Origin of the sequence: Psychrobacter sp. I-STPA10 (assembly GCF_021012795.1) — a bacterium.
GTDB lineage: Bacteria > Pseudomonadota > Gammaproteobacteria > Pseudomonadales > Moraxellaceae > Psychrobacter.
In genome coordinates, this window is sequence record NZ_VFYU01000014.1 from 198,774 (window position 1) to 221,172 (window position 22,399).

Annotated in this window: 24 protein-coding genes and 1 tRNA gene; 11 read left to right on the forward strand and 14 right to left on the reverse strand. The window is 39.5% G+C overall.

Annotation, left to right across the window (positions count from 1 at the left end):
* Positions 1–45: 45 nt before the first annotated feature.
* From FHK89_RS06730 to FHK89_RS06755, 6 genes are all read right to left on the reverse strand, one after another.
* Positions 46–648, reverse strand: coding sequence for a F0F1 ATP synthase subunit delta (locus FHK89_RS06730; RefSeq protein ID WP_230658337.1), 603 nt, complete (start codon positions 646–648; stop codon positions 46–48).
* Between the two features lie 28 nt (positions 649–676).
* On the reverse strand, positions 677–1,147 hold the full coding sequence (locus FHK89_RS06735) for a F0F1 ATP synthase subunit B (RefSeq protein WP_230658340.1): 471 nt from the start codon (positions 1,145–1,147) through the stop codon (positions 677–679).
* Positions 1,148–1,224: 77 nt separating this feature from the next.
* A complete protein-coding gene (gene atpE, locus FHK89_RS06740) occupies positions 1,225–1,473 on the reverse strand; it encodes a F0F1 ATP synthase subunit C (RefSeq protein WP_025651437.1) in 249 nt (82 codons plus the stop codon).
* Between the two features lie 38 nt (positions 1,474–1,511).
* The gene (atpB, locus tag FHK89_RS06745) at positions 1,512–2,378 is read right to left on the reverse strand and encodes a F0F1 ATP synthase subunit A (RefSeq protein WP_230658343.1); all 867 of its coding nucleotides are present in this window, start codon (positions 2,376–2,378) and stop codon (positions 1,512–1,514) included.
* A 650-nt stretch (positions 2,379–3,028) separates the two neighbouring features.
* Entirely contained in the window at positions 3,029–3,469 is a 441-nt protein-coding gene (locus tag FHK89_RS06750; RefSeq protein ID WP_230658349.1) for an ATP synthase subunit I, read from the reverse strand.
* A 239-nt stretch (positions 3,470–3,708) separates the two neighbouring features.
* Positions 3,709–4,644, reverse strand: a complete 936-nt coding sequence (locus FHK89_RS06755; protein ID WP_230658352.1) for a metal ABC transporter solute-binding protein, Zn/Mn family — start codon at positions 4,642–4,644, stop codon at positions 3,709–3,711.
* A 396-nt stretch (positions 4,645–5,040) separates the two neighbouring features.
* On the opposite strand from FHK89_RS06755, the gene FHK89_RS06760 reads away from it, so the two are divergent.
* The 6 genes from FHK89_RS06760 to gluQRS all read left to right on the forward strand — a co-directional run bounded on the left by FHK89_RS06760 (position 5,041) and on the right by gluQRS (position 9,660).
* Positions 5,041–5,646 carry a Fur family transcriptional regulator gene (locus FHK89_RS06760; RefSeq protein ID WP_230658356.1) on the forward strand — a complete coding sequence of 202 codons (606 nt, stop codon included), beginning with the start codon at positions 5,041–5,043 and terminating at the stop codon, positions 5,644–5,646.
* Positions 5,647–6,420 (forward strand): metal ABC transporter ATP-binding protein, encoded by a 774-nt coding sequence (locus tag FHK89_RS06765; RefSeq protein ID WP_230658359.1) that lies wholly within the window; start codon positions 5,647–5,649, stop codon positions 6,418–6,420.
* Between the two features lie 18 nt (positions 6,421–6,438).
* Entirely contained in the window at positions 6,439–7,248 is an 810-nt protein-coding gene (locus FHK89_RS06770) for a metal ABC transporter permease (RefSeq protein ID WP_230658362.1), read from the forward strand.
* 70 nt (positions 7,249–7,318) lie between these two features.
* Positions 7,319–8,146, forward strand: a complete 828-nt coding sequence (locus FHK89_RS06775; RefSeq protein ID WP_230658365.1) for a metallophosphoesterase — start codon at positions 7,319–7,321, stop codon at positions 8,144–8,146.
* Between the two features lie 152 nt (positions 8,147–8,298).
* A complete protein-coding gene (gene dksA, locus FHK89_RS06780) occupies positions 8,299–8,736 on the forward strand; it encodes an RNA polymerase-binding protein DksA (RefSeq protein ID WP_230658367.1) in 438 nt (145 codons plus the stop codon).
* Positions 8,737–8,739: 3 nt separating this feature from the next.
* Entirely contained in the window at positions 8,740–9,660 is a 921-nt protein-coding gene (gene gluQRS / locus FHK89_RS06785; RefSeq protein WP_230658370.1) for a tRNA glutamyl-Q(34) synthetase GluQRS, read from the forward strand.
* A 34-nt stretch (positions 9,661–9,694) separates the two neighbouring features.
* On the opposite strand, the gene ftsW is transcribed toward gluQRS, so the two are convergent.
* Positions 9,695–10,837, reverse strand: a complete 1,143-nt coding sequence (gene ftsW / locus FHK89_RS06790; protein ID WP_230658374.1) for a putative lipid II flippase FtsW — start codon at positions 10,835–10,837, stop codon at positions 9,695–9,697.
* A gap of 232 nt (positions 10,838–11,069) precedes the next feature.
* Complete coding sequence (locus tag FHK89_RS06795; RefSeq protein WP_230658422.1) at positions 11,070–12,647, reverse strand: Mur ligase family protein; 1,578 nt, start codon at positions 12,645–12,647, stop codon at positions 11,070–11,072.
* A 324-nt stretch (positions 12,648–12,971) separates the two neighbouring features.
* On the opposite strand from FHK89_RS06795, the gene FHK89_RS06800 reads away from it, so the two are divergent.
* From FHK89_RS06800 to FHK89_RS06815, 4 genes are all read left to right on the forward strand, one after another.
* Positions 12,972–14,474, forward strand: a complete 1,503-nt coding sequence (locus FHK89_RS06800) for a SulP family inorganic anion transporter (protein ID WP_230658378.1) — start codon at positions 12,972–12,974, stop codon at positions 14,472–14,474.
* Positions 14,475–14,540: 66 nt separating this feature from the next.
* Positions 14,541–15,395 carry a universal stress protein gene (locus FHK89_RS06805; RefSeq protein ID WP_230658380.1) on the forward strand — a complete coding sequence of 285 codons (855 nt, stop codon included), beginning with the start codon at positions 14,541–14,543 and terminating at the stop codon, positions 15,393–15,395.
* 504 nt (positions 15,396–15,899) lie between these two features.
* Complete coding sequence (locus FHK89_RS06810; protein WP_230658383.1) at positions 15,900–16,238, forward strand: P-II family nitrogen regulator; 339 nt, start codon at positions 15,900–15,902, stop codon at positions 16,236–16,238.
* Between the two features lie 133 nt (positions 16,239–16,371).
* On the forward strand, positions 16,372–17,670 hold the full coding sequence (locus FHK89_RS06815) for an ammonium transporter (RefSeq protein WP_230658386.1): 1,299 nt from the start codon (positions 16,372–16,374) through the stop codon (positions 17,668–17,670).
* A 287-nt stretch (positions 17,671–17,957) separates the two neighbouring features.
* Here FHK89_RS06815 and FHK89_RS06820 read toward each other — a convergent pair whose 3' ends face one another.
* The 3 genes from FHK89_RS06820 to FHK89_RS06830 form a co-directional block, all read right to left on the reverse strand.
* The gene (locus tag FHK89_RS06820) at positions 17,958–18,350 is read right to left on the reverse strand and encodes a DUF2147 domain-containing protein (RefSeq protein WP_230658389.1); all 393 of its coding nucleotides are present in this window, start codon (positions 18,348–18,350) and stop codon (positions 17,958–17,960) included.
* Positions 18,351–18,633: 283 nt separating this feature from the next.
* On the reverse strand, positions 18,634–18,912 hold the full coding sequence (locus tag FHK89_RS06825) for a hypothetical protein (protein WP_230658392.1): 279 nt from the start codon (positions 18,910–18,912) through the stop codon (positions 18,634–18,636).
* A gap of 120 nt (positions 18,913–19,032) precedes the next feature.
* Positions 19,033–19,956, reverse strand: coding sequence for a DNA/RNA non-specific endonuclease (locus FHK89_RS06830; protein ID WP_230658394.1), 924 nt, complete (start codon positions 19,954–19,956; stop codon positions 19,033–19,035).
* A gap of 463 nt (positions 19,957–20,419) precedes the next feature.
* Between FHK89_RS06830 and FHK89_RS06835 the strand changes: the two genes are divergently transcribed.
* Positions 20,420–20,510: transfer RNA gene (locus FHK89_RS06835), tRNA-Ser, on the forward strand.
* Here the strand turns inward: FHK89_RS06835 and FHK89_RS06840 are convergent.
* From FHK89_RS06840 to FHK89_RS06850, 3 genes are all read right to left on the reverse strand, one after another.
* Complete coding sequence (locus FHK89_RS06840; protein WP_230658397.1) at positions 20,502–20,696, reverse strand: helix-turn-helix domain-containing protein; 195 nt, start codon at positions 20,694–20,696, stop codon at positions 20,502–20,504. The two genes, FHK89_RS06835 and FHK89_RS06840, sit on opposite strands and share 9 nt — an antisense overlap.
* A 454-nt stretch (positions 20,697–21,150) precedes the next feature.
* Positions 21,151–22,077 carry an IS3 family transposase gene (locus FHK89_RS06845; RefSeq protein ID WP_329958687.1) on the reverse strand — a complete coding sequence of 309 codons (927 nt, stop codon included), beginning with the start codon at positions 22,075–22,077 and terminating at the stop codon, positions 21,151–21,153.
* Positions 22,023–22,334, reverse strand: coding sequence for a transposase (locus FHK89_RS06850; RefSeq protein ID WP_230656861.1), 312 nt, complete (start codon positions 22,332–22,334; stop codon positions 22,023–22,025). The genes FHK89_RS06845 and FHK89_RS06850 overlap by 55 nt, the downstream gene beginning before the upstream one ends.
* Between the last annotated feature and the right edge of the window lie 65 nt (positions 22,335–22,399).

A 22,399-nucleotide genomic window follows, 5' to 3' on the forward strand; every position in this document is an offset into this window, starting at 1 on the left:
GCCTGTATTTTGCAGGATTTTAGAATATTAAGAGGGCTTATTTGTTTAGGTAGTTAACTGAGTTTTTAACTGTTTTAACTTACCTTTTACTGAGTCGTCGACAACTTTATCGCCAATTTTAATGGTTGCCCCTGCAACTAAGCTAGGATCTACCGATTCATGTATATTGACTGTTGCGTTAAGCGACTGCTCTAGACGTTTTTTTATGAGCTCACGCTGTGCAATGGTTAGAGCATAGGCTGAGGTAATATAGGCATTGACTTCCTTTAATGCCTGCTCACGCTGCAATCGGTATTGTTCATAAACTTGTGGGATTAATGCAAGACGTTCTTGCTGAGCCAGCTGAATGATAAAGTTTTTGATAGATGCTGTTGCTTTATTTAAGCCAACTGCTTGATTACTATCAAGCACTTCTGATGTATTTGCTGCATCAGATGTGACTTGATCATCATATACCCCAATCAATGCAGTACTCTTTTGCTCTGCACTAATGGCTGGATTGTCTAATACTGTACGAAACGACTCATCCTCTACTACTGCTGTAGCAACTGCTAAAAAGTCTTCCCATTGATTGACAACGCCTTGCTCATTAGCATAATCAAAAGCAGCTTTGGCATAAGGTCTTGCTAATGTTGATAATTCGGCCATAATCCCCTCGTAATTGTATTACTCGCTGCTATAGCTTAGCTGCTAGTTGGTTTAACATTGCAGCATGTTTTTGCTCATCAACATCTTCTTGCAAAATCTTCTCTGCACCCATCACTGCCAACTGAGCAACTTGAGTACGCAACGCTTCACGCGCTTGGTTGATTTCTAGATCAATAGACTCGCGTGCTTGTTGACGAATACGTTCGCCCTCGATTTGAGCCTGTACTTTGGCTTCTTCGATGAGCTGGTTTGCACTTTTATTTGCTTGTTCGATCAATGCAGCAGCTTTTGCTTTAGCAGCTGTTAGTTCTGCTTCTGCTGATTGCTCAGCACTGGCTAGATCTGCTTTTGCTTTTTCAGCAGCATTTAGTCCATCAGCAATTTTGCGTTGGCGTTCATTGATGGCAGCCATCAAAGGTGGCCATACAAATTTCATGCAAAAGACCACGAATATTGCAAAAGCAATAGATTGACCGATAATGGTAAAATTAATATTCACGTGATCACCTCTTTGTTAATGAAAGATCAGCTTGGATGACCACCAAACGATGGTCAAAGTTTAGAACTGATTTTAAATTAACCGGCTAGAGGGTTAGCGAATAATAATAGCATGGCAATACCCACACCAATCATTGGTACCGCATCTAGCAGACCTGCGACGATAAACATACGAGTTTGAAGCTGTGAGCCAAGTTCTGGTTGACGTGCAACACCCTCTAAAAATTTACCACCCAAGATAGCAAAGCCGATGCCTGTGCCTAATGCACCTAAACCGATAAGCAATGCCACTGCGATAACTGTATAACCACCTAATACTGGATCCATTGATGTATCCTCATTTACCTATTTAATTTAATGTCTAATTAATGCTCGGTTTGTGATGCAAGTGATAGGTAAACTATCGTTAGCATCATAAATACGAACGCTTGAAGTGTGATAACCAAAATGTGGAATATAGCCCACGGTACAGATAACGCCCACTGAATCCAAAACGGCATCAGGGCTATCAATACAAAAATCAGTTCCCCAGCATACATGTTACCAAACAGTCGTAAACCTAATGAGATTGGTTTTGCTATCAAGGTAACAAATTCAAGTATGAAGTTGATGGGAATTAAAATAATCTTAGCAATTGGATTTTTTGCACTAAATGGGTGCAAAGTTAGTTCACCAATAAATCCACCAAAACCTTTTTCTTTAATACTATAAAAGATGATTAAGGCAAAGACAGAAAATGACATGCCTAAGGTGATATTAGGATCAGTTGATGGTACAATTTTCATATAAACATGATGTGGATCATGCCCCATGCTAGCACCAATTTTTTGTGCCAATGCAGGGATATAATCGATGGGGATAAGATCCATCAAGTTCATTAAAAATATCCAAACAAATATGGTCAATGCCAAAGGGGCGACCAGCTTTGATTTGCCGTTATAAGAGTCACGAACATTATTGTCTACAAACTCTACAATAAGCTCAATAAATGCTTGTAGCTTTCCGGGAATACCAGAAGTGGCTTTTTTGGCTACGAGCCAAAATATTAAACAAAATAAGATACCCAAACCGATAGACCAAAGCATGGAGTCCAAATGAATGGCATAAAATCCCATTTTTGAGGCTTCTTCGGCTGTATGTGCCACTTGCCATCCTTCACCCGGCAAATAGCCAAATGTCCAGTTGGTTAAGTGGTGAGAAATATAAGCTGATGATGTTTGCTCGGCTGCCATATTCTAAGCTTCTTGTTGTTCAACTGTAATTAAAGGAGGATGAACTAAACCATAATAAAATCATATAAATTAAAAATATTGCATTTTTACTCAATATACCTACTAAATACAACGCTCAGGTATGACACAAAATCAACAAGGTAAAGTATCACCTGTTAATGAGTTGTTCAGTATTTTTTATCTAACGTTTTTACTTGTGTCTTAGAGTAACTTTGATCTGTTGTATGTTTATGACTGCTGTGCAGTATTTATCTTAAATTAATAACTTTAATATAAATATATTTATACAAACATACAAAATACACACAAGGGTGTATGCTCATAGAACATAATTTGTTATGTGCTCTAAATTTACCTTCCCTTTAGTTTAGGGGGTATTTGAAACTATATCACCAATAACTCCCTGATAGGGATCATTGTTCTAACTTTAGTTATTAGGCGACACAATGATAATTGATGTCCCTATCATAAAGCAGCGTTATATTCGTGTAAAGTGTATTAGCCGTTTTTTTGCTAATTACTTCTAAAATAATGCTATTTTTTTCTTATTGATAACCAAATATGCAATATTTTTAGTATTTATCTGCTAATTTGTGGTTATTATTTGTCAATTCTGTAAAGTTTTGGTGCCATATAATATTAAAACTGAGCTATTTATCTATTCGCCACAATATCCAAACATAACAGCACTGCATGATAATAAAACCACAGAACATACCAATTGTTGATAGTGGCTTTACTAGGATAAAGGCACCTACAAACCCTGCTAATGTTACTGCCCATTTGAGCATTTGACCTAGGTACAAGTTATTAACAATATGCCGCCTAGCACGTGATCCTGTATGGCGAAATACCGCCCATGCAAATACAAGATGTGTTGCACCATTAAGTCCCGCACCCAAACTAATACTTTTCGTAACAATATAATTTGAATGCCAATAAAATGCATCTAGTAGCCAAGCAATGATAATAATACTTAGTATTAGCCAACTAATATAAGATAGTAATTGCTTAAATGTGTGACGGGCTCTATCTTGAGCACGCTGCCGCACAGGACTCTGAACGGATTGTGATTTTTTTATAAACCCCATCACCACAGCTCATCTTGTTTTTAATTTATTTATGGCTTAGGAATTATTTAACATGATACTTAATAAGATGGTATCTGCTGCTTACCTGTCACCATTTTCTATCCATCTATCAGATAGTATTATTGAGCTTAGCGCAAAATATTTGTGTAAAACGCCGTTTATTATAGAGATATGAACCGTGAGGCGCAAGTAAAAAATATGGGTAATGCGCTAAGCTTATAACCACTAGTTAATAGATGCTATTTAATACATGACACCATCTGAGTTGCCATTGTTTTCCAGCCTGAGACAAAGTCAGTGGCATCTGTCATATCTTCTTGCTGCACGGTGGTCGATAGAGGTTGTAATTTTGACAACATGCCTTGGCGAGGAGGCCCTTGTAATACCATACACATCTTAGTATCGGGTCTATTTTGTTGTAGCCAACGAAATTGGGTAGCTTTTGGTGGCAGGTGATGATCACGAGTTAAAGCACCCGTCATTTTGATATTGAGGCTGGGCTCTATATATTGATAGGCATCATGATAAGCCCAGTAACTCTTGGGCTGAGCAGCACGTATTTTATTGACGCTAGCCACTGCTGCATCCATATTTTTGGCAAATGAGCGTGCGTTACGTGTATACAAATCGGCATTATTTGGATTGGCTCTAGAATAGATGGCAGCTAAGGCACGAGTGATTGCTTTGGCGTTTTCTGGATCAAGCCAAATATGGGGGTCTAATGTGCCAGCAATGGGTTGACCTTTTTCATCTCGAAGTGGTTGACGATTAAATGCCTTGAGGTCAAATAAGGCGATGGCATTGGCTTGTTTATCCAAAGATGTGGCAAGATTGTTTTCTAATGCAGCACCAAACCATATCACGTAGCGACTGTCTTTTGCAGTTTTGATGTCACTTGGGCTGAGACTACCATGATGCCCAACTTCTCCTGAGCCCAACAGTTGGTGTGCAGAAGGCGTGCCTTTGGTTACTGCTTCACTCAGCAAAAACAAGGGGTGATTACTAACAGATATTTCTGTTTTTTCTCGTAAAGAAGCTGGTAATGCGTCTAATGAGGTAGCTGCTTGTGCAGGTTGGGCAGCATAAGTAGTTTGACTCATACCTAATAACAATATAGCAACTGTTTGTACTAATGGCACAGAAATACGAGATGGTAATGCTGTGATAAATTTCATAATGAACCTCTATTGTATGTTATAAAACACAGGCAATCATGTAAAAATGCCTTTGAGTTTGACAGTATTCATGATTGAATGTGCTCTTATATCGCTCTTACTGGCTGTTATAGTCCAATCCAAACAAGCCAGTTTGATAGAAGTTGCCTTAATATTAACAATATTAATTAACTTTGATATAAGCCACTTCCATGTTTTTATAGATGAATAACTATCTAAAGTATATGGATAATATTGCTTTTAATATCAGGTGATACAAAGCTGCTATGGAGCAGGTTATGCTCCTTTTCATTGTACTTTTTTGTAGACCATGATATTAAGTTCTGCAACACCTAATCACTTTAGATATGTTATAATATAACTTTTACAGAAAAATACAAGCTGAGGTTTATTAATATGTCCTCTTTTTTAGATGCAGATTCTGATGTAGGTTGCCAACACGGTCGTGAGGGACATTTACACAATGTACAAAAACTATCAGATAAAGATTTGCAGCAACGTCTACAAGCTGCGGCCCAGCAATGTTCTCAAGATGGTAGCCGCTTTACAGAGTTGCGGCGACAAGTATATACCCTAATTTTGGACTCAGATAAACCACTAGGTGCTTATGATCTTATTCAATGCTTACAAGATCGTCGTGAAAAAAACAATGGCAAACCAACCAAGACGGTAGCACCCCCGACCATTTATCGCACATTGGATTTTTTATTAGCACAGGGATTTATCCATCAGTTAAATTCGATTAATGCTTTTGTGCCTTGCTGCCATCCTCGCGATAAACACATCGCTGCTTTTTTGATTTGTGAACATTGTCGCCAAGTGCAAGAGTGTAGTACGTTACCCATTCATGAGGTAGTGCAATATGCCAAACAAGAAGCAAATTTTGCTGTCACAAAAAGTACAATAGAAATGACAGGACGCTGTGCTGATTGCCAATCTTCTAGCCAGATCGATGCCAAAGATACGTTTACCAATCATATTACTGCCAGTACGAGATCATAAATGCCAACCAATGCTACTAAAAAGCTGCCGCTATTAACCCTTGAGCAAGTTGGTTTGACAGTCAGCACCGCAAATGACAAACACTTAAAGATACTGTCTGCTATAGACATGCAGGTCAATACAGGAGACAAGTTCTGTATTATTGGTCCTAACGGTGCTGGCAAGTCCACCTTAGTCAAAATCATGCTGGGGTTATTGACACCCACATCAGGACAAGTAACTCGCCAGCCTAATTTACGTCTGGGTTATGTACCACAAAAATTTATGGTACCACCCATACTTCCTTTACGAGTCAGCGATCTTTTAGCACAAGTAAAACAGGTCAATTTACAACAATTTCAACGTCAATTTTTAGACAAAAAATTGGCATTGACCGAGTTATTACCACGGCAAGTATCGCATTTATCAGGGGGCGAGACACAGCGAGTACTATTAGCACGTGCGCTCCTTGGTCAACCTGATTTATTAATATTAGATGAACCCATGCAGGGGTTAGATCCTGATAGTGAGAAATGGCTATATCAGTTTATTGATGAACTGCCTGATTTTTTACAATGTGCGATGGTGGTAGTATCTCATGATTTGCATTGGGTGATGAAGGGCTGTCGTCATGTGATATGTTTGAATAAACACATTTGCTGTGAAGGACAACCCAACGATTTGCTGCTGCTACAAGAGTTCCATAAGCTATTTGGACATCAATATGAGCAGCCATATAATCATCAATCACATCACTGTCAGCACACTCCTCCTCCTGTTCAACCAGCACCCTAGGGCAATAAAGGTACATTTATGTTTTCTTCATGGTTAAGCATCATTGCCCCAGCATGGATTGCTGGTAGCTTATTGGCATTATTATCTGCACCTTTGGGCTGTTTGGTGTTGTGGCGACGCATGGCATTTTTTGCTGATGCTTTGGCGCATGGTACTTTATTTGGTGTGGCGTTGGCGGCGCTGTGGCAATTGCCACTTGGTTTTGGCATTGCTTTGGTCAGTGTGTTGGTTGTATTAGCATTGGTGTGGCTTGAAGATGACCGCTTGCCTTCAGATGCCGTATTGGCTGTACTCTCAGCCACCCTACTCTGTTTGGGTCTATTGACCATGACTCATTTGACACAGATGCAATCTAATGTGTTGGGTTATTTATTTGGTAATTTATTAGAGCTGGACTGGAGTGATTTGCCATTACTAATTGTCAGTACCATCATTGGTATTGGGGTTTTGGGTTACATTTGGAAGTCGCAAGTGCTTCTTGCCACCAATCAAGCGTTGGCACTCATCAGCGGTGTGCATCCACTCAAGCAGCGGCTGTTTTTTATGGGCGTATTGGCAGGTTTTTGTGCATTGGCATTACAGGCTGTGGGAAGCTTGTTAATCAGTGCGTTATTAATTTTGCCAGCTTTAAGTGCACGTTTGCTGGCACAATCTCCTAAGCAAATGCTGATATTGTCTGTCATTATTGCTCAGGCTGCGGTGACAACAGGCATTTGGGGTAGTGTCTGGTTAGACATACAAACTGGACTGGCGATTGTTTTAGGCTTATCACTGACATTTTTTACTTTATACCTTATACAAAAACTACAGCGTTTCAACCAAAGCTAGATACTCTCTTATCATTGAGTATTTTGGTCATTAAGTACGTTTATTATGAATGAATGGCTTGTGCAAAATTATGATCTCCAGTTATCCACCCACTCATATTCACACAACTGATAATATTGTCAATGTACTACAGTTGACAGATTTACACCTCTATACTGATCCTAAAAAAACTGTCGAAGGACGCAACTGTCAAGCGGATTTTGAACGCTGTTTAACACAAGCACTCAATGAAGATAGACGCTGTGATCTTATCTTGCTAACAGGTGATTTGGTCAATGAGATAGATAATGCCATTTATGAGCGTATTTTTGCCAAATTATCTGCAACCAATATTGCGTTTGCCTGCATTGCGGGTAATCATGATGTCACTGATGAGTTATATCCTGAGCGACCTTTTGACAAGCGGCAACTGGTTGCTCAGCCTCCTGACTCCAGATTATTGACGCATCACTGTATTCAAGCAAATGACTGGCAGATACTGCTGGTTGATTCTAGCATTCCTGGTCAAGTCAAAGGTAAACTGCCCAAACAGACTAAAAGTTGGCTAACTAAGCAGTTATCTAATAATCACCGTGCTACTATATTGGTACTACACCATCATCTGGTGCCTGTACATTCAAAATGGATTGATGCCCACATGGCAGAGGGTGCAGAAGAAATTTGGCAACTATTACACCAGTTTGATCATGTAAAAGCAGTGCTGTCTGGGCATGTACATCAAGCGTTTCATACACAATATAAAGGCATTGATTTTTATACCTCTCCTTCTACTTGTTATCAATTTAAAATAGGCTCAGATGAGTTTGCTTTGGATAAATTTGCCAAACCTGGATACCGCTGGTTGCAATTGGGTAACAATGGTTATCTTGAAAGCTGGGTTAAAAGACTAGATACTTGAGCTCCATTTTTGTAAGATACTTGTTTTTTAAGCTAGGTGTTTTTTAAGCTAGATGCTATTGTATTGTATTTAAGATACAGTTTAACGACACTCAAGCTTGGCTTAATATGACCACATATCCACAAGATGATACGATTTATTAGGAAAATGTCATGAGCAATACAAATACAACAGAAGATTTAAAATTTACACCTTATACACCACAAAAAGATGAGGAATATATGTCAGATGCTCAATTAGAGCATTTTGCCTCCATACTCAAAAAATGGAAACAACAGCTACAAGGTGATGCTGATCGTACCAAGTCGTATATTCAAGATGAGTCAACTGCAATGCCAGACATCAACGACAGAGCGACGCAAGAAGAAGAGTTTGCTTTGGCACTGCGTACACGTGATCGTGAGCGTAAGCTGATTCGCAAAATTGATAAGTCTTTGGCAGAGATGGAAAGTGGTGACTATGGTTTTTGCCAGATGTGTGGTGTAGAAATCGGACTAAGACGCCTAGAAGCTCGTCCAACCGCCACGCTATGTATCGATTGCAAAACGCTTTCAGAAATGAAAGAGCGTCAAACTTGGGGACATGCCTAGATTTTGTCTGAGCCTACTTTGACGCCTATTGGACGCTTTGCGCCTTCTCCCACAGGAGAGTTGCATTTGGGTTCATTGACCACAGCAATCGCCAGCTATTGCCACATAAAATCTATTGGTGGGCAGTGGCTGCTGCGTATGGAAGATACAGATAATATACGCTGTGAGCCACAATTTGCACACCAAATTCTTATTGATCTAGAATGCTTAGGTTTACAATGGGACGGGGATATCCTCTATCAATCAGAGCGTATTGATATTTACAATGAATGGATGTATGAGCACCTCACCCCACGCCTATACGGCTGTAACTGTTCCCGTAAACATCTAAACCAATATCAACGCTCTTTATCAAAACAGAATTTGCCAAACCCACCCACTTATCCACGCTTATGTTTGCATAAACAGTTGAGCCTCAGATCAAATAAAGTTCGGGTACAACTGGCAGATTATTCATTGGCATTTATTGATCAGCTACAAGGCATACAGTGGACAAACCCACAGCAAAGTTTGGGCGATGTGGTATTGCGACGTGCCAATGGCATTATTAATTATTTTTTGGCAGTCAGTATTGATGATGGGCTACAAGGCATTACCCACATCATGCGGGGGCTAGATATTCTACCTTTAACCTGTGCACAAATTTGCTTAATGCAATACCTAAACTTACCTGCTATCCATAAATGGTATCACTTGCCCTTAGTAAAAAATAGCCAAGGGCAAAAGCTTTCTAAACAAAATCTTGCCGCCCCCATTGATACCAGTACAACGACCAAATGTAGCCAACTGATTGCCACTGCGTTGACCATGCTACACCAACCAGATGTTAGCTTAGATACCCCAGAGAATATGCTAAAACAAGCCGTTGCTCAATGGGATAATTGTCCTTTGCAGCATCAACAAAGTCTAGTACAACTGCCGTAGTTATAAATTATAGTAGGCGGGCGATATTTTAGAATTAATATAAGCGTCTTTTTTCTAGCGCAATGGTTGGACTGTCTTTATGAATACGTAATAGCAGCCCAATCATAATTAAGCTGATTACCATAGATGAGCCACCATAACTAAAAAAAGGCATGGTTAAGCCTTTAGTTGGCATCACACCTAGGTTCATACCTGCATTAATCAAGGTCTGACCAATAAAAATAACGCCAAAACCAAAAGCGGTATAACTCAAGCGCAAATGGTGGTTTTTAAGAGCCATATAGCTAATACGCATCACACTAAAAATAACCAAAGCCTCTAATAATAATATCGCTATCACTCCAACAAAGCCCAGCTCCTCACCCGTAATGGCTAATAAAAAATCAGTGTGTGCTTCGGGTAAGTGTGCCAATTTTTGCACACTCTCACCATATCCAACCCCAGAGAACTCACCACGCCCAAAAGCAATCAAACTACGTGCCAACTGATAGTCTGTATTTTGCATGTCATCAAATGGATTCCAAAAAGACATCACCCGAGTAAGACGATACTCTTTATCCCATATTGCCACCGCTGATAGCCCTAAAGCCGATGCACCTAAGGTCAAAAACTGATTCGCTGGTGCACCAGCAATCCAAAAAATCGTTAAGATGCTACCGATGATAATCACCAAAGAACCAAAGTCAGGCTGAAGTAATATTAACACTGTCATAATTGCGACGATGCTAAAAATACGAAAAAAACCATCCCAACCTGCACGCACATCATGTGAGTGCCGTACGACAAAGTTAGACACATATAAAATCATCACTAATTTGGCAAGCTCAGCTGTCTGAAAGTTAAATGAGCCAAACTCAATCCAACGTCTTGCACCATTAATCGGACTAGAAAATAAAGTAATGACCAATAATATGCCTGTGATTAATAACATGATAATTTGTGCGTGCAGTGTAAAATAAAGCCGTAAAGAAAAACCTTTATAAACAATGGTAGCAGCAACTAATCCAATTAACATATAAGTCAACTGACGATAGAAAAAATGCAGCTCAGACATGCCATGGCTTAAAGCAAATGGAATCGAGGCTGAGGCAACCATAATAAGGCTTAGCACCATCAAACAACCAACGCCAGTCATTAACAACGCTGAAGCAGAGGGTAAAGTCATTTTTGAAGTCATAACGGATTACTGCTCATTTAATAAGTAAGAACCATAAAAAATAGGTAATATACCCAACCTATCATTGAGCATATTACCGTATTTTTTTGGGAAGTAATTAGCATATCATGCCACAGAATTTTTTACCTTTTATCAGCAACAAAATTATAAACAATGAGTCCATCAATAATGTTTCAAAAAGTATACTGTGTTTTTTTATACAAATAAGCCATACTAATCACTATCCATTTTTCTATATTGGAGAGTTAAGCTTGTGCACAAACTCAACAAAATGCTCGCCACGCTGCACAAATCCAGTAAACTGATCAAAGCTGGCACAAGCAGGCGATAATAGTACTGCTTTGATTTGTGGTGCTTTATCTGCTGCAATGGTATAAGCCTTAGTGACTGCTTGTGCAAGCGTATCACAGTGATGCCGATTGACACTATCTTGTAATCCTGCGGCACACAAATCAGCGTCAATCATTTTGGCATCTTCACCAATAAAAATTACATCGGCGACATAAGTATTGAGTAGCGAAGACATGTCACCAAATTTTTGCGCTTTACCCTGCCCACCTAAGATGACGATTAATGACTGTTGTGATCTGGCATCTGTTATTTTTGAACTATTTAAATTATCTGCTGAGTTTTTATAGACACTACCTAACCCTGATATTGCAGCAATGGTTGAGCCCACATTTGTGCCTTTAGAGTCATTAAAATAATCCACACCATTGATATGTGCAACAAACTGACAACGATGTGGCAGACCAGTAAAATGGCGTAATGTGTCCAACATGCTTTGTAGTGGCAGCCCTGCTAACTCACCTAACGCTAGGGCAGATAAGGCATTGATCAGGTTATGTTCACCTTTAACTTTTAGCTCCTCCGCTGCCATTAATCGCTGTGTTCCTCGAGCCAGATAAGTACTGCCATCTAGCTGACGAATCAAACCATATTGATCTTTATCAGGGGCATTTGAGCCAACACTGATACGTGGTAAGTCATCTGCCACTAAAGGACGGCTGAGGGCATCATCTCGATTGACCACAATTGATTTGGCTTGCTGAAAAATCCGATGTTTGGCGCGATGATAACCCAGCATATCGCCATGTCTATCTAAGTGATCAGGTGACATATTAAGCACTGTCGCTACCATTGCCCCAAGATTGGTCACTGTCTCTAATTGAAAACTGGATAACTCCAATACTGCCAACTGTTTTGGAGGCTGGGTAGGTGTAAGTTGGGCAGGTATGGCATCAGATAACTGCGATACGTTTTGCTCAGCAGGGTGAGAATGGTTATCATCTGCTGCAAATTGCTTAAGTAGTGTCAAAGCAGGCACACCAATATTCCCTCCCACACCAACATTGACGCCTGCATCTGCTGCCATTTGCCCTACCAATGTTGTTACTGTACTTTTGGCATTAGAGCCAGTAATGGCAATAATTGGTACCTCACACGCATCACAAAATAACTGAATGTCACTAACAATTGGCACACCTGCCTGCTGAGCCTGCATCAAAGCAGGGGTGGTTAATGCAACTCCTGGGCTGATGATGATACGATTGGCGTGACACAGTAAATTGGCATCTATCTCACCAAATGCCCTAATCTGTATCTGTTCAGGCAGTTGATTAGCAAGCGTTGGTGCAGAATTGGCATCGGTTACAGCGACCTGATAGCCCTGTTCTACCAAATAATGAGCCACCGATAAGCCCGACTGCCCCAATCCAACGACCACCTGAAGTCCACTACCCTTTTGAATCATCTGGGGCGTAGATTCTGTTAAGCTGCTATTTAGGTCACTGCTTGATTTACTCCCCATACTCATCATATTTGTCGCTGTATTCTCTGTCTGCTCAGCACTTGAGGCGCTGGTTGTATAAACATCTACAGGCGTTGATGTTTGTGCTGTTTGTTGTAGTGTTGTTTGTGTTGTTGTTTGCATTGATAGTTGGGCTGCATCGCTGGGGTGGACTTGTTGGTCTTGGCTCATCATTATTCCTTTTGCGTGGGGTGTGCTATGATGCGCAGGTTTATATATCTTATTAAGAACCTGTATCGTGCGACATTATACGACGGTTGTACTGCCATGCGCTGTATTATCTTATCACCACATTTACTCTATTACTAAAGCTTTATATTCCTTATGATAATTCCTTCTTTTAATAATCTGCAAGATCAATGGTTTTCTAATGTGCGTGGCGATATCTTATCAGGTATCGTGGTCGCGCTTGCACTCATTCCAGAAGCCATTGCTTTTTCCATCATCGCTGGGGTAGATCCCAAAGTTGGATTATATGCTTCCTTTTGTATTGCGGTGGTGATCAGTTTTGTCGGTGGCAGACCAGCGATGATCTCAGCAGCAACGGCTGCCATGGCGTTGGTGATGGTTGATCTGGTTGCTGACCATGGACTACAGTACCTATTGGCGGCTACTTTATTGTGTGGGGTGATCCAGTTTATTATGGGCGTGTTAAAGCTTGGCAATCTGATGCGCTTTGTCTCACGTTCAGTGGTAATTGGCTTTGTCAACGCTTTGGCAATTTTGATTTTTGCCGCCCAGCTTCCTGAGCTCAATCCACATACTGATAAAGTAGGGATACTGGTATATATTATGACCGCGGCAGGGTTGGGAATCATTTATTTATTTCCTTTAATACCTAAAATCGGCAAAATTATTCCCTCTCCTTTAGTATGTATTGTTGGCTTAACCATTGTCAGCTTGTACTTTGGTCTTGATATTCGCAATGTGGGCGACATGGGCGAGCTGCCTGATACCCTACCAATGTTTTTAATCCCCAATATCCCCTTAAACCTAGAAACCTTAATGATTATTGCGCCTTACTCCATTGCATTGGCAGTGGTGGGCTTGCTGGAATCTATGATGACTGCCACCATTGTTGATGATCTCACTGATACCACCAGTGACCGCAACCAAGAATGTCGAGGACAAGGTATTGCCAATGTGGTGGCAGGATTTTTTGGTGGTATGGCAGGCTGTGCCATGATTGGGCAGTCCATTATCAATGTAAAATCAGGCGGACGCACTCGTTTATCCGCATTAGTCGCAGGTATTGTACTGCTTATCATGGTGGTATTTTTGAGTGATTGGGTCAGTCAAATACCTATGGCAGCACTGGTTGCCGTGATGATTATGGTTTCCATTGGTACATTTAATTGGGCATCACTACGAGAATTTAAAACCCATCCGATGTCATTTAATGTGGTGATGCTCGCCACAGTCATTACCACCATATTTACTCATAACTTAGCCTATGGTGTCTTGGTGGGTGTGCTCTTATCCGCCTTATTCTTTGCCAATAAGATTGGACAGTTCTTAGAGATTACCAGCGACTATGATGATGCCAGCAATACCCGTCATTATTATGTCCATGGTCAAGTATTCTTTGCCTCTACCACACACTTTATGGACAGCTTTGATACCAAAGAAGCAGTCGATCGTATTGAAATTGATGTGACCCATGCCCACTTTTGGGATATCACTGCGGTGGATATCCTCGATAAGCTGGTGATGCGCTTGCAACGTGAAGGGATTGATGTCAAAGTAGTGGGGGTAAACAATGCCAGTCGCACCTTAATCGATCGTTTTTCAGTTCATGATTGTAAAAATATTGGGCTGCTCGATTAGATGCTATCGCCTATCTACTAAAATTATAAATATTGCTTTCACTTTATTATTCATAGCGTGATGACCATGACCAATCTAAAACCTGATAGTATCATTGCTTGCCTTGACTGCCCTGATCATGTGCAAGCTGTCTTAGATGCCAGCTTATGGGCAGCCAAACATCTCAATGCACCAATTGGGCTATTGCACGCCATGCCAAACTTGCATCGCTCAGCGGCTGTCAATTATTCAGGTTGTCTAACCATAGATGATGAAAGTCATTTGTTACAACGCTTTACTACTGAAGAGCACCTAAGTAATGCTCAGATAAAAGATCAAGGTAAGATATTACTCAAACATGCTGAACGCTATTGTGATAATAAAAAAATAAACAAGCCCATTTATTGTATCCATCGTCATACCACACTTGCTGAAAGCATCGAATATGTCGATGATATGGCACAACTACTGGTTATTGGACATCAAGTGACCTGTAAACATACCTTAGCCCAACTGGTGCGTAGCAGTGATTGTCCTATTTTAATTACTCATACTGCATTCTCCACCCCCAAAAGTGCCTTATTTGCTTTTGACAATCGTCCCATTTGCCATGCGCTACTAAACTGGCTTTGTAGTAATGCCCTTATTCGCTCTATGAGTATTCATATTGTTATGATTGGCAAAGAAACCGAACACAACAAGGAAGCGCTACGTGAAGCTTATGCCAAGCTTAAACAATCTGGCATTGATTGCAAAAAAGCATTGGTCGATTGTCGAGATGTCCCGTCTGCCATATTGTATTATCAAAACAAACATCAACTTGAATTGCTGGTGACAGGAGCATTTGGAGAATCTAGACTGCGTGAACTATTTTATGGCAGTGATACCCAAAAACTCATCGGTGCCAGTAAAACACCTTATTTACTCTATCCAAGTGAGTAATATCATGTTGATTAATTAACCTATCAAGGAAAACGAGTACAAGTAGCCCATCAATATGGCAAAACAATACATACAGTACGCCATACCGCCCACCACCAAACTCCGCTATAATAAATCAATTTACCAACATAGTAACACCAACAAAGCACAATTTTGGTGCAAAAACACCAACTTAGCTACAACACTTCGTAGTATTAGGCTAAAATTATGCTAAAAGTGTTACTATGATTTTTTCTGCTCTTTTATTGTCTATTTTATGCACTAAAATAGAGCATGGTTTGTCCAGTTAAGCGTCTTCCCCCTTCGTTTTTACTGGCACATTTCTTGATAGCATACAAATATGCCATTAAAAGAGTGCAAAGTAAGCTGAGTATGAACAAGTTTGCCATCTCACCACTTTGCTGATAACAATATTTATTGCCTCTATTTTTTTAGCAGGCAGGCGATATTTTAAATCATGAATTTTACTATTTTCTTCATTTATTCTTACAAAGGACGAGCCGTATGAAACTGATTACTGCCATTTTAAAGCCCTTTAAACTCGATGATGTGCGTGAAGCTCTGTCAGAAATCGGCGTAAAGGGTGTTACTGTCACCGAGGTCAAAGGCTTTGGTCGACAAAAAGGTCACACTGAGCTATACCGTGGTGCTGAATATGTGGTGGATTTTTTACCAAAAGTCAAAATTGAAGTCGCTGTCACTGAACAAATGCTTGAGCCTGCCATCGAAGCAATCACTCGGGTTGCCAGTACAGGTAAAATCGGTGATGGTAAGATTTTTGTAACCCCACTGGAGCAAGTCATTCGTATCCGTACGGGAGAAACGGGTGCTGATGCCATCTAAGCTAACTCCAAAATAGCTAACTAAAAAACAAAGATGTTCAGCTTCTATTATTAACGGCTAACTTAAAGCCAAATAATAGCCAGTCAACATCATCATTCTTACCATCCATTTTTGTTCCAAGGGGGAAATCTAAATGGAAAATCAAATCTTTGAATTACAGTATGCACTGGATACTTTCTATTTCTTAATATGTGGCGCACTGGTGATGTGGATGGCAGCCGGCTTTGCCATGCTCGAAGCAGGTCTAGTCCGAGCTAAAAACACCACAGAAATCCTTGCAAAAAACATGGGGCTATTTGCGATTGCCTGTACCATGTATATGATTTGCGGTTATTACTTAATGTATGATGGCAACCTGTTTTTAACAGGGCTTGCAGGCGGAGACTCACTGGTCGCTGATGCTTTGGCTAACTCTGCAACCAAAGGCTTTGATGGTGGTTCAGTCTATTCCAAAGCCTCTGATTTCTTCTTTCAAGTCGTCTTTGTTGCTACCTGTATGTCTATTGTCTCTGGTGCTGTGGCTGAGCGCATGAAACTTTGGGCATTTTTTATCTTTTCAGTGGTGATGACAGGGTTTATTTATCCAATGGAAGGTAGCTGGACATGGGGTGGTAAGCCTGTCTTTAATCTCTTTGCCTTTAATGATGTGGTCAATGCGGCTGGTGCTACTATTTATTCTGGCTTTGGTTTTAGTGATTTTGCTGGCTCTGGCATTGTGCATTTAGCAGGTGCCTCAGCAGCCTTAGCAGGGGTATTATTGCTGGGTGCGCGCAAAGGTAAATATGGTAAAAATGGTGAGATTCGTGCCATACCCGGTGCCAATCTGCCATTGGCTACTCTAGGTACCTTTATATTATGGCTTGGCTGGTTTGGCTTTAATGGTGGCTCAGTACTCAAGCTTGGTGATATTACTAGTGCCAATAGCGTTGCTATGGTATTTGTTAATACCAATGCTTCTGCTGCTGGCGGTGCTATCGGAGCATTAATCATCGCACGCATTATTTTTGGCAAAGCAGATTTAACCATGCTACTCAATGGTGCGTTGGCAGGATTGGTTGCCATCACGGCTGAACCACTAACACCCACACCTTTATTAGCCACTATCTTTGGCATGGTTGCTGGTGTCATTGTGGTCTTCTCAATCTTAACCATAGATAAATTACGTCTTGATGACCCTGTCGGTGCAATTTCGGTACATGGTGTGGTCGGCTTCTTTGGATTAATGATTGTACCCATCACCAATCATGAGACTTCATTCTTAGGGCAATTTATTGGTGCAGTCGTCATCTTTACTTGGGTATTTGTCTGTAGCCTGATTGTCTGGAGTATACTAAAAGCAGTAATAGGCATACGTATTAGTGAAGAAGAAGAGTACAAAGGTGGCGATATTTCAGAATGTGGACAAGAAGCTTATCCAGAGTTTGTAAAATAAAACATTGCCTCTTATTTTTATCTTACTGACTAAAAAAAGCTGCCTAATATTTAGATTAGGCAGCTTTTTTCTTATAGAATCAAAGAACTACTAAATAGCTATGGTGTTAACCTCGTTTGCTATACAACTGTACTATCTGCACTCAGTTGCCTTGTAACCCTTTTAGTCTTCTTTATCTGATAATATAAAAAGCCCTTCATTATGATAAATAATGAAAGGCTTTTGTGTAGTATCTTTTATCTAATTACTTATCTAATTATCTGATATTGAGTGTTAGTTTATGACTACTATTTCTTTTTCCACGTTTGCCATTTTACTGGTGCAATACCCCAATACGCAGTCAATTTTAATGTTTTTTCATCCTTACTTAATGTACAAGCCAATCCATAAGATTTTCCATCAACTGGATTAATAATTCGACCTCGACTATATTTACCATTGCCTTGTGGTTTTAATCCAGTGATGACTGTATCGCCTATGTATTGTTTGGCTTTGGCAGTATTACCAGCAATAATCTTTCCGGATAACACACCGCCAGATTCTGTAAACTGCACAGTACCTTTTGGTTTGCCATCTTCATAAGTTTGCCACTTAGTATTTGCCAGTGAATCTGCTGCCATAGAAACAGTTGCAAGTCCTAATGTAGTGATGGCTAAAATAGATTGGTTAAATAATTTCATAATACGATTCCTTTCGAAAGCCAATGACTAAACTTTATTAATCACAGTATTTTGGATAGCATTGATTTGATTTAAAAGTACTGCAATATACTGAAAATACTAATTGCTACTTACTAGTACTTTATTTAATGATCCACAAGTTAATATATTTACATCTAATATGTCAACTAAAAAACTGTGCATTCACCAGTATCACTACTGACTTTTAATTATAAAATACGGTTAAAAAAAATAAAGGTTTTTTTTGCGCTATTCCTACGCTTATCCTTTCTAATCGTAGTGTTTATGCAAAAGGATTGTCTATCGTACCTTTTTCGCTCGCAGCTTGATGCTCTATTTGTAAACGCTGAGTATCGTCTAATAACTTGTTTTCTGCTTGGGCTTGCTCTAAAGCTGCCACTATTGCGGACATCAATTGATGTAGCTGTTTTGCTTGTGTGAGTCCTTGCTCACTACGCTCAATATCTATATCACCATAAATCGTGACTTTATCTGTTTGGTTTTCGATGATTAATTGACCTACTTGCTGGCTTTGATGGTCATTTTTATAGGGGTCTATCATAACTGTTACCTTTATTTAAGATGACTATAGTCAAAGTTTACTTGACAATCGTACTATCTAAACGACTTATCAGCATTGTCGTATCCGTTTTATTATGCTTTGACCATATTTGTATGATTATTATTTAAATATCGTTGATATTAACCATTGTAATACTTCTACTACCAACTGTAACCACCATGGTTCATCTGTTGTCGTGTCCTCTGCTTCTTGATTGATATCACTCACTTGATAAGGTAGCTGTTTCGCTTCAGCTTGAGCAACAGGTGATATTGCGGGCATGATATCGATTCCTGTACGCAGCGCAAGCTCATTTACGCTAATCACTTCTACCCGCTCAGACTCATCATTTGGTGCATAATAAACCCCTGCCTCACCTGTAGCAGGGATATAAACTGCCTTAAAAAAGTGGGTGGGTATCATGACCTTCCGATTTAGTTGGGTAATTTTTTTACCCTCAAATGCCACTCCAGTAATGACATAGGTTTCACCATATTGCTTGGTTAGATAGCGAGTGACTGATTCTAAATTACGCCATACATACCGATTATTCTTGGGAGACTGTGGCGCAATATTTGCCAAACTAAAGCTATCATATTGCTGCGCCACTGATGCCATATCTGCATTGGGTGCTAAATGTCCACGATCATAACCTGAGTGTTTATAGTCACTAAGCTTTGCTCGCATGGATTGTGGCAGGCGACTCTCTTCATGAAAACTATCATCACGAGGAATCTCTTCAGCATCTAATAACCTTTGCCGGGTAAGATGCTCGGCAGACCAAACTGGTGTGCGTGATATTCCTGAATACAATGTGGCAAAACCATTAAAACACAATGCCACAGAATCTTTATTTAGCTTTTTATTGGTATAAGTTGGTGGCGTACCTGCATAAAAATTTTGTGGACAGTCTTGAAAATCATTGGCTTGCGCAGGTTGCCATATAGCAAAACACATCAATGCCAAAATAACACTAAGCAAACTTTGTAAATATTGCGTATGAGTAGTAGATGGAGAATATGGTTGTAAAGAAAATATCGTCATACGTTGCAATGAAAACCACCATCAATATCAAAAATTTATACTTATAATCAGTCTAAAATAAAATCATCACAAAGCAATTAAATTGGGATAGCGTAAGAAATACCTCTAGTGAAGCTAACACCATGTTGGATTGGATTGATTTGAGGTTGACTATATCAGTCATTAGCTATGACTGTAAAGCAGGTAACGACAATGAATGACATATAGTTTATGTTTGCTATTTTTAATGCTGGTAATAAAGCTCGACTAAATTAGCTTGTTTGATAGAGTTAGTTAATTATTTAGTTTGACTCTATTATGGATTGCTTGGTGACATTTGTGGCAGCGTTGGGTATAATGCGTCCCCTATCACTTAGTTTTATGATGCAATATTGCCTATCTATGACCTATCTTGTGTCAGTTATTGCATTGTAGTCGATATAATTATTAATACTTAATAATAGTTATCTAATGATAGATATATGGTGAAGTGGCCGAGTGGCTGAAGGCGCACGCCTGGAAAGTGTGTATACGTTAATCACGTATCGAGGGTTCGAATCCCTCCTTCACCGCCAATCTTGTTTTGTTAAACAAATCCCAACCTTTCCTATAACCGCCAAGACCTTATCTAAACTAAAAAAAATACAAGTCTGCATAAGCCCTGCTACCGTTGACATGATTTTGCCACGCTCCATACGAGATACTGCATCATTACTCATCTCTAAAATCTCTGCCACCTGTACTTGAGTAAATCCAGTCATATACCAATATTTAATTTAGCAAGAGTATGTCCTATCGCTTCTACTACTTCTCTATCTGTACATTACAATACCATAACTCTTCCATGAAACAGAATACTGAGGTATTAAAGCAAAGAGAATATAAGTTATAATACAGGACTAATACTCTTATATTTATTAAATTCAGATATTTTACTCAAATTTATTTGTATTCTAAACTTACCAACTGCTTACAAAAAATTATAGATATACTGATAATTATTTAAAGTCTTTTACTATAACTCTACATAAAACTAGAAAATATTAAAAAAAGTATGTATTGTAGATAAATCTATAAAAATACATTTTTATGACAATAAAATCATTACTGGTTTAAAAAGGTAACTAATTCCTTATATCAGAAATATGTTTATTAACCACTTAGGATTATATTAATTATGAAAAAGATAGGTATGGTTGTAGTGGTCAACTAAATTTAGACAACAGATAAGAGGTTTCGATTGAAGTAACGTTTCTCTTTCTCTAATGGGGTCAGATAATTGTTGAAAGTATGTGGTCTGATGGTTTGATAATAACCCCAAATATACTCATTAATAGCACACTTAGCTTCCTTAATATTCTCATAGCCAACCTTTGGCATCCATTCAGTCTTAAAACTTCTGAAGAATCTCTCAGTAGGAGCGTTATCCCAACAATTGCCACGGCGACTCATACTGTGAGTCATATCACTGCACTCACTCACATAGATAGAGAACTCAAGACTGGTATAATGACTCCCCTGATCGGAGTGGAACATTACCCCAGCAGGGTTTAATCTAGTGTGATAAGCCATCTTTAAAGCTGATCCAGTTAATAAGCTATTAGGTGAATCTGACACAGCAAAGCCTACAATGCGCCGAGCATATAAATCCAAAACGATTGCTAAGTAGCACCAGCCACCCTTGATACGGATATAAGTCACATCCCCAGTCCAAACTTGATTAGGTGCTATGGGACTAAATTTGCGCTCTAAGGTATTGTCATGAATCTTGTGACCCTCATCGCAGTGTTTGTACTTAGGTTGCTTAAGCTGTCTGCTGATAAGCCCCATACGCTTCATAAACTTACCTGCTTTATAACGAGACAACCTAACACCGTGTTGATGCCATAAGATAGCTGTGATAGTGCGCGTACCTGCTGAGCCATTAGAGTCATTAAATATCTGGCGAATTAACGCTTTAACCTTGATAGCTTCGATATCGATTGGCTTAATCTTAGTGCTGTAGTAGTAACTGCTTCTGACAATACCAAGTAAGTTACACAGTTGGCTTTTACTAATTTGTTTATCTTGCTCTGATAACTTAGTAATTAGCGATAGTCTTTCAGGTTGTCCAATGCTAGCAGAGCGGAAGCCTTTTTTAATATATCACGCTCCATCCGTAAGCGTTTATTCTCCTTACGTAGTTGCTGAAGTTCTCTTTGTTCATCAGTTAAAGCATTGCCTTTGACTGGTCCAATACCCTGCTGTTCTTGACGATACTTACGCACCCAGTTATCAAGCGTTGAGATACCAATGTTCAGAGAGTTGGCCACTTCTTTGATTTTACGGTTTTCGTCAATAACGGCACTAATGGCTTCAAGTTTGAATTCTCGGGTGAATTTGCTACGCTGTTTGGTCATACTAAGTTCCTTTTTTAAGTTAGTATAACCTCTTAGTTGCTGTCCAGTTTTATTATGACACTACA

Bases quoted from the DNA above. Each gene is read 5' to 3' on its own strand.
- FHK89_RS06730 (WP_230658337.1), bottom strand. From the start codon at position 648: ATGGCCGAATTATCAACATTAGCAAGACCTTATGCCAAAGCTGCTTTT.
- atpE (WP_025651437.1), bottom strand. From the start codon at position 1,473: ATGGATCCAGTATTAGGTGGTTATACAGTTATCGCAGTGGCATTGCTT.
- atpB (WP_230658343.1), bottom strand. From the start codon at position 2,378: ATGGCAGCCGAGCAAACATCATCAGCTTATATTTCTCACCACTTAACC.
- FHK89_RS06750 (WP_230658349.1), bottom strand. From the start codon at position 3,469: ATGGGGTTTATAAAAAAATCACAATCCGTTCAGAGTCCTGTGCGGCAG.
- FHK89_RS06755 (WP_230658352.1), bottom strand. From the start codon at position 4,644: ATGAAATTTATCACAGCATTACCATCTCGTATTTCTGTGCCATTAGTA.
- FHK89_RS06760 (WP_230658356.1), top strand. From the start codon at position 5,041: ATGTCCTCTTTTTTAGATGCAGATTCTGATGTAGGTTGCCAACACGGT.
- FHK89_RS06765 (WP_230658359.1), top strand. From the start codon at position 5,647: ATGCCAACCAATGCTACTAAAAAGCTGCCGCTATTAACCCTTGAGCAA.
- FHK89_RS06770 (WP_230658362.1), top strand. From the start codon at position 6,439: ATGTTTTCTTCATGGTTAAGCATCATTGCCCCAGCATGGATTGCTGGT.
- FHK89_RS06775 (WP_230658365.1), top strand. From the start codon at position 7,319: ATGATCTCCAGTTATCCACCCACTCATATTCACACAACTGATAATATT.
- dksA (WP_230658367.1), top strand. From the start codon at position 8,299: ATGAGCAATACAAATACAACAGAAGATTTAAAATTTACACCTTATACA.
- ftsW (WP_230658374.1), bottom strand. From the start codon at position 10,837: ATGACTTCAAAAATGACTTTACCCTCTGCTTCAGCGTTGTTAATGACT.
- FHK89_RS06795 (WP_230658422.1), bottom strand. From the start codon at position 12,647: ATGGGGAGTAAATCAAGCAGTGACCTAAATAGCAGCTTAACAGAATCT.
- FHK89_RS06800 (WP_230658378.1), top strand. From the start codon at position 12,972: ATGATAATTCCTTCTTTTAATAATCTGCAAGATCAATGGTTTTCTAAT.
- FHK89_RS06805 (WP_230658380.1), top strand. From the start codon at position 14,541: ATGACCAATCTAAAACCTGATAGTATCATTGCTTGCCTTGACTGCCCT.
- FHK89_RS06810 (WP_230658383.1), top strand. From the start codon at position 15,900: ATGAAACTGATTACTGCCATTTTAAAGCCCTTTAAACTCGATGATGTG.
- FHK89_RS06815 (WP_230658386.1), top strand. From the start codon at position 16,372: ATGGAAAATCAAATCTTTGAATTACAGTATGCACTGGATACTTTCTAT.
- FHK89_RS06820 (WP_230658389.1), bottom strand. From the start codon at position 18,350: ATGAAATTATTTAACCAATCTATTTTAGCCATCACTACATTAGGACTT.
- FHK89_RS06825 (WP_230658392.1), bottom strand. From the start codon at position 18,912: ATGATAGACCCCTATAAAAATGACCATCAAAGCCAGCAAGTAGGTCAA.
- FHK89_RS06830 (WP_230658394.1), bottom strand. From the start codon at position 19,956: ATGACGATATTTTCTTTACAACCATATTCTCCATCTACTACTCATACG.
- FHK89_RS06840 (WP_230658397.1), bottom strand. From the start codon at position 20,696: ATGACTGGATTTACTCAAGTACAGGTGGCAGAGATTTTAGAGATGAGT.
- FHK89_RS06850 (WP_230656861.1), bottom strand. From the start codon at position 22,334: ATGACCAAACAGCGTAGCAAATTCACCCGAGAATTCAAACTTGAAGCC.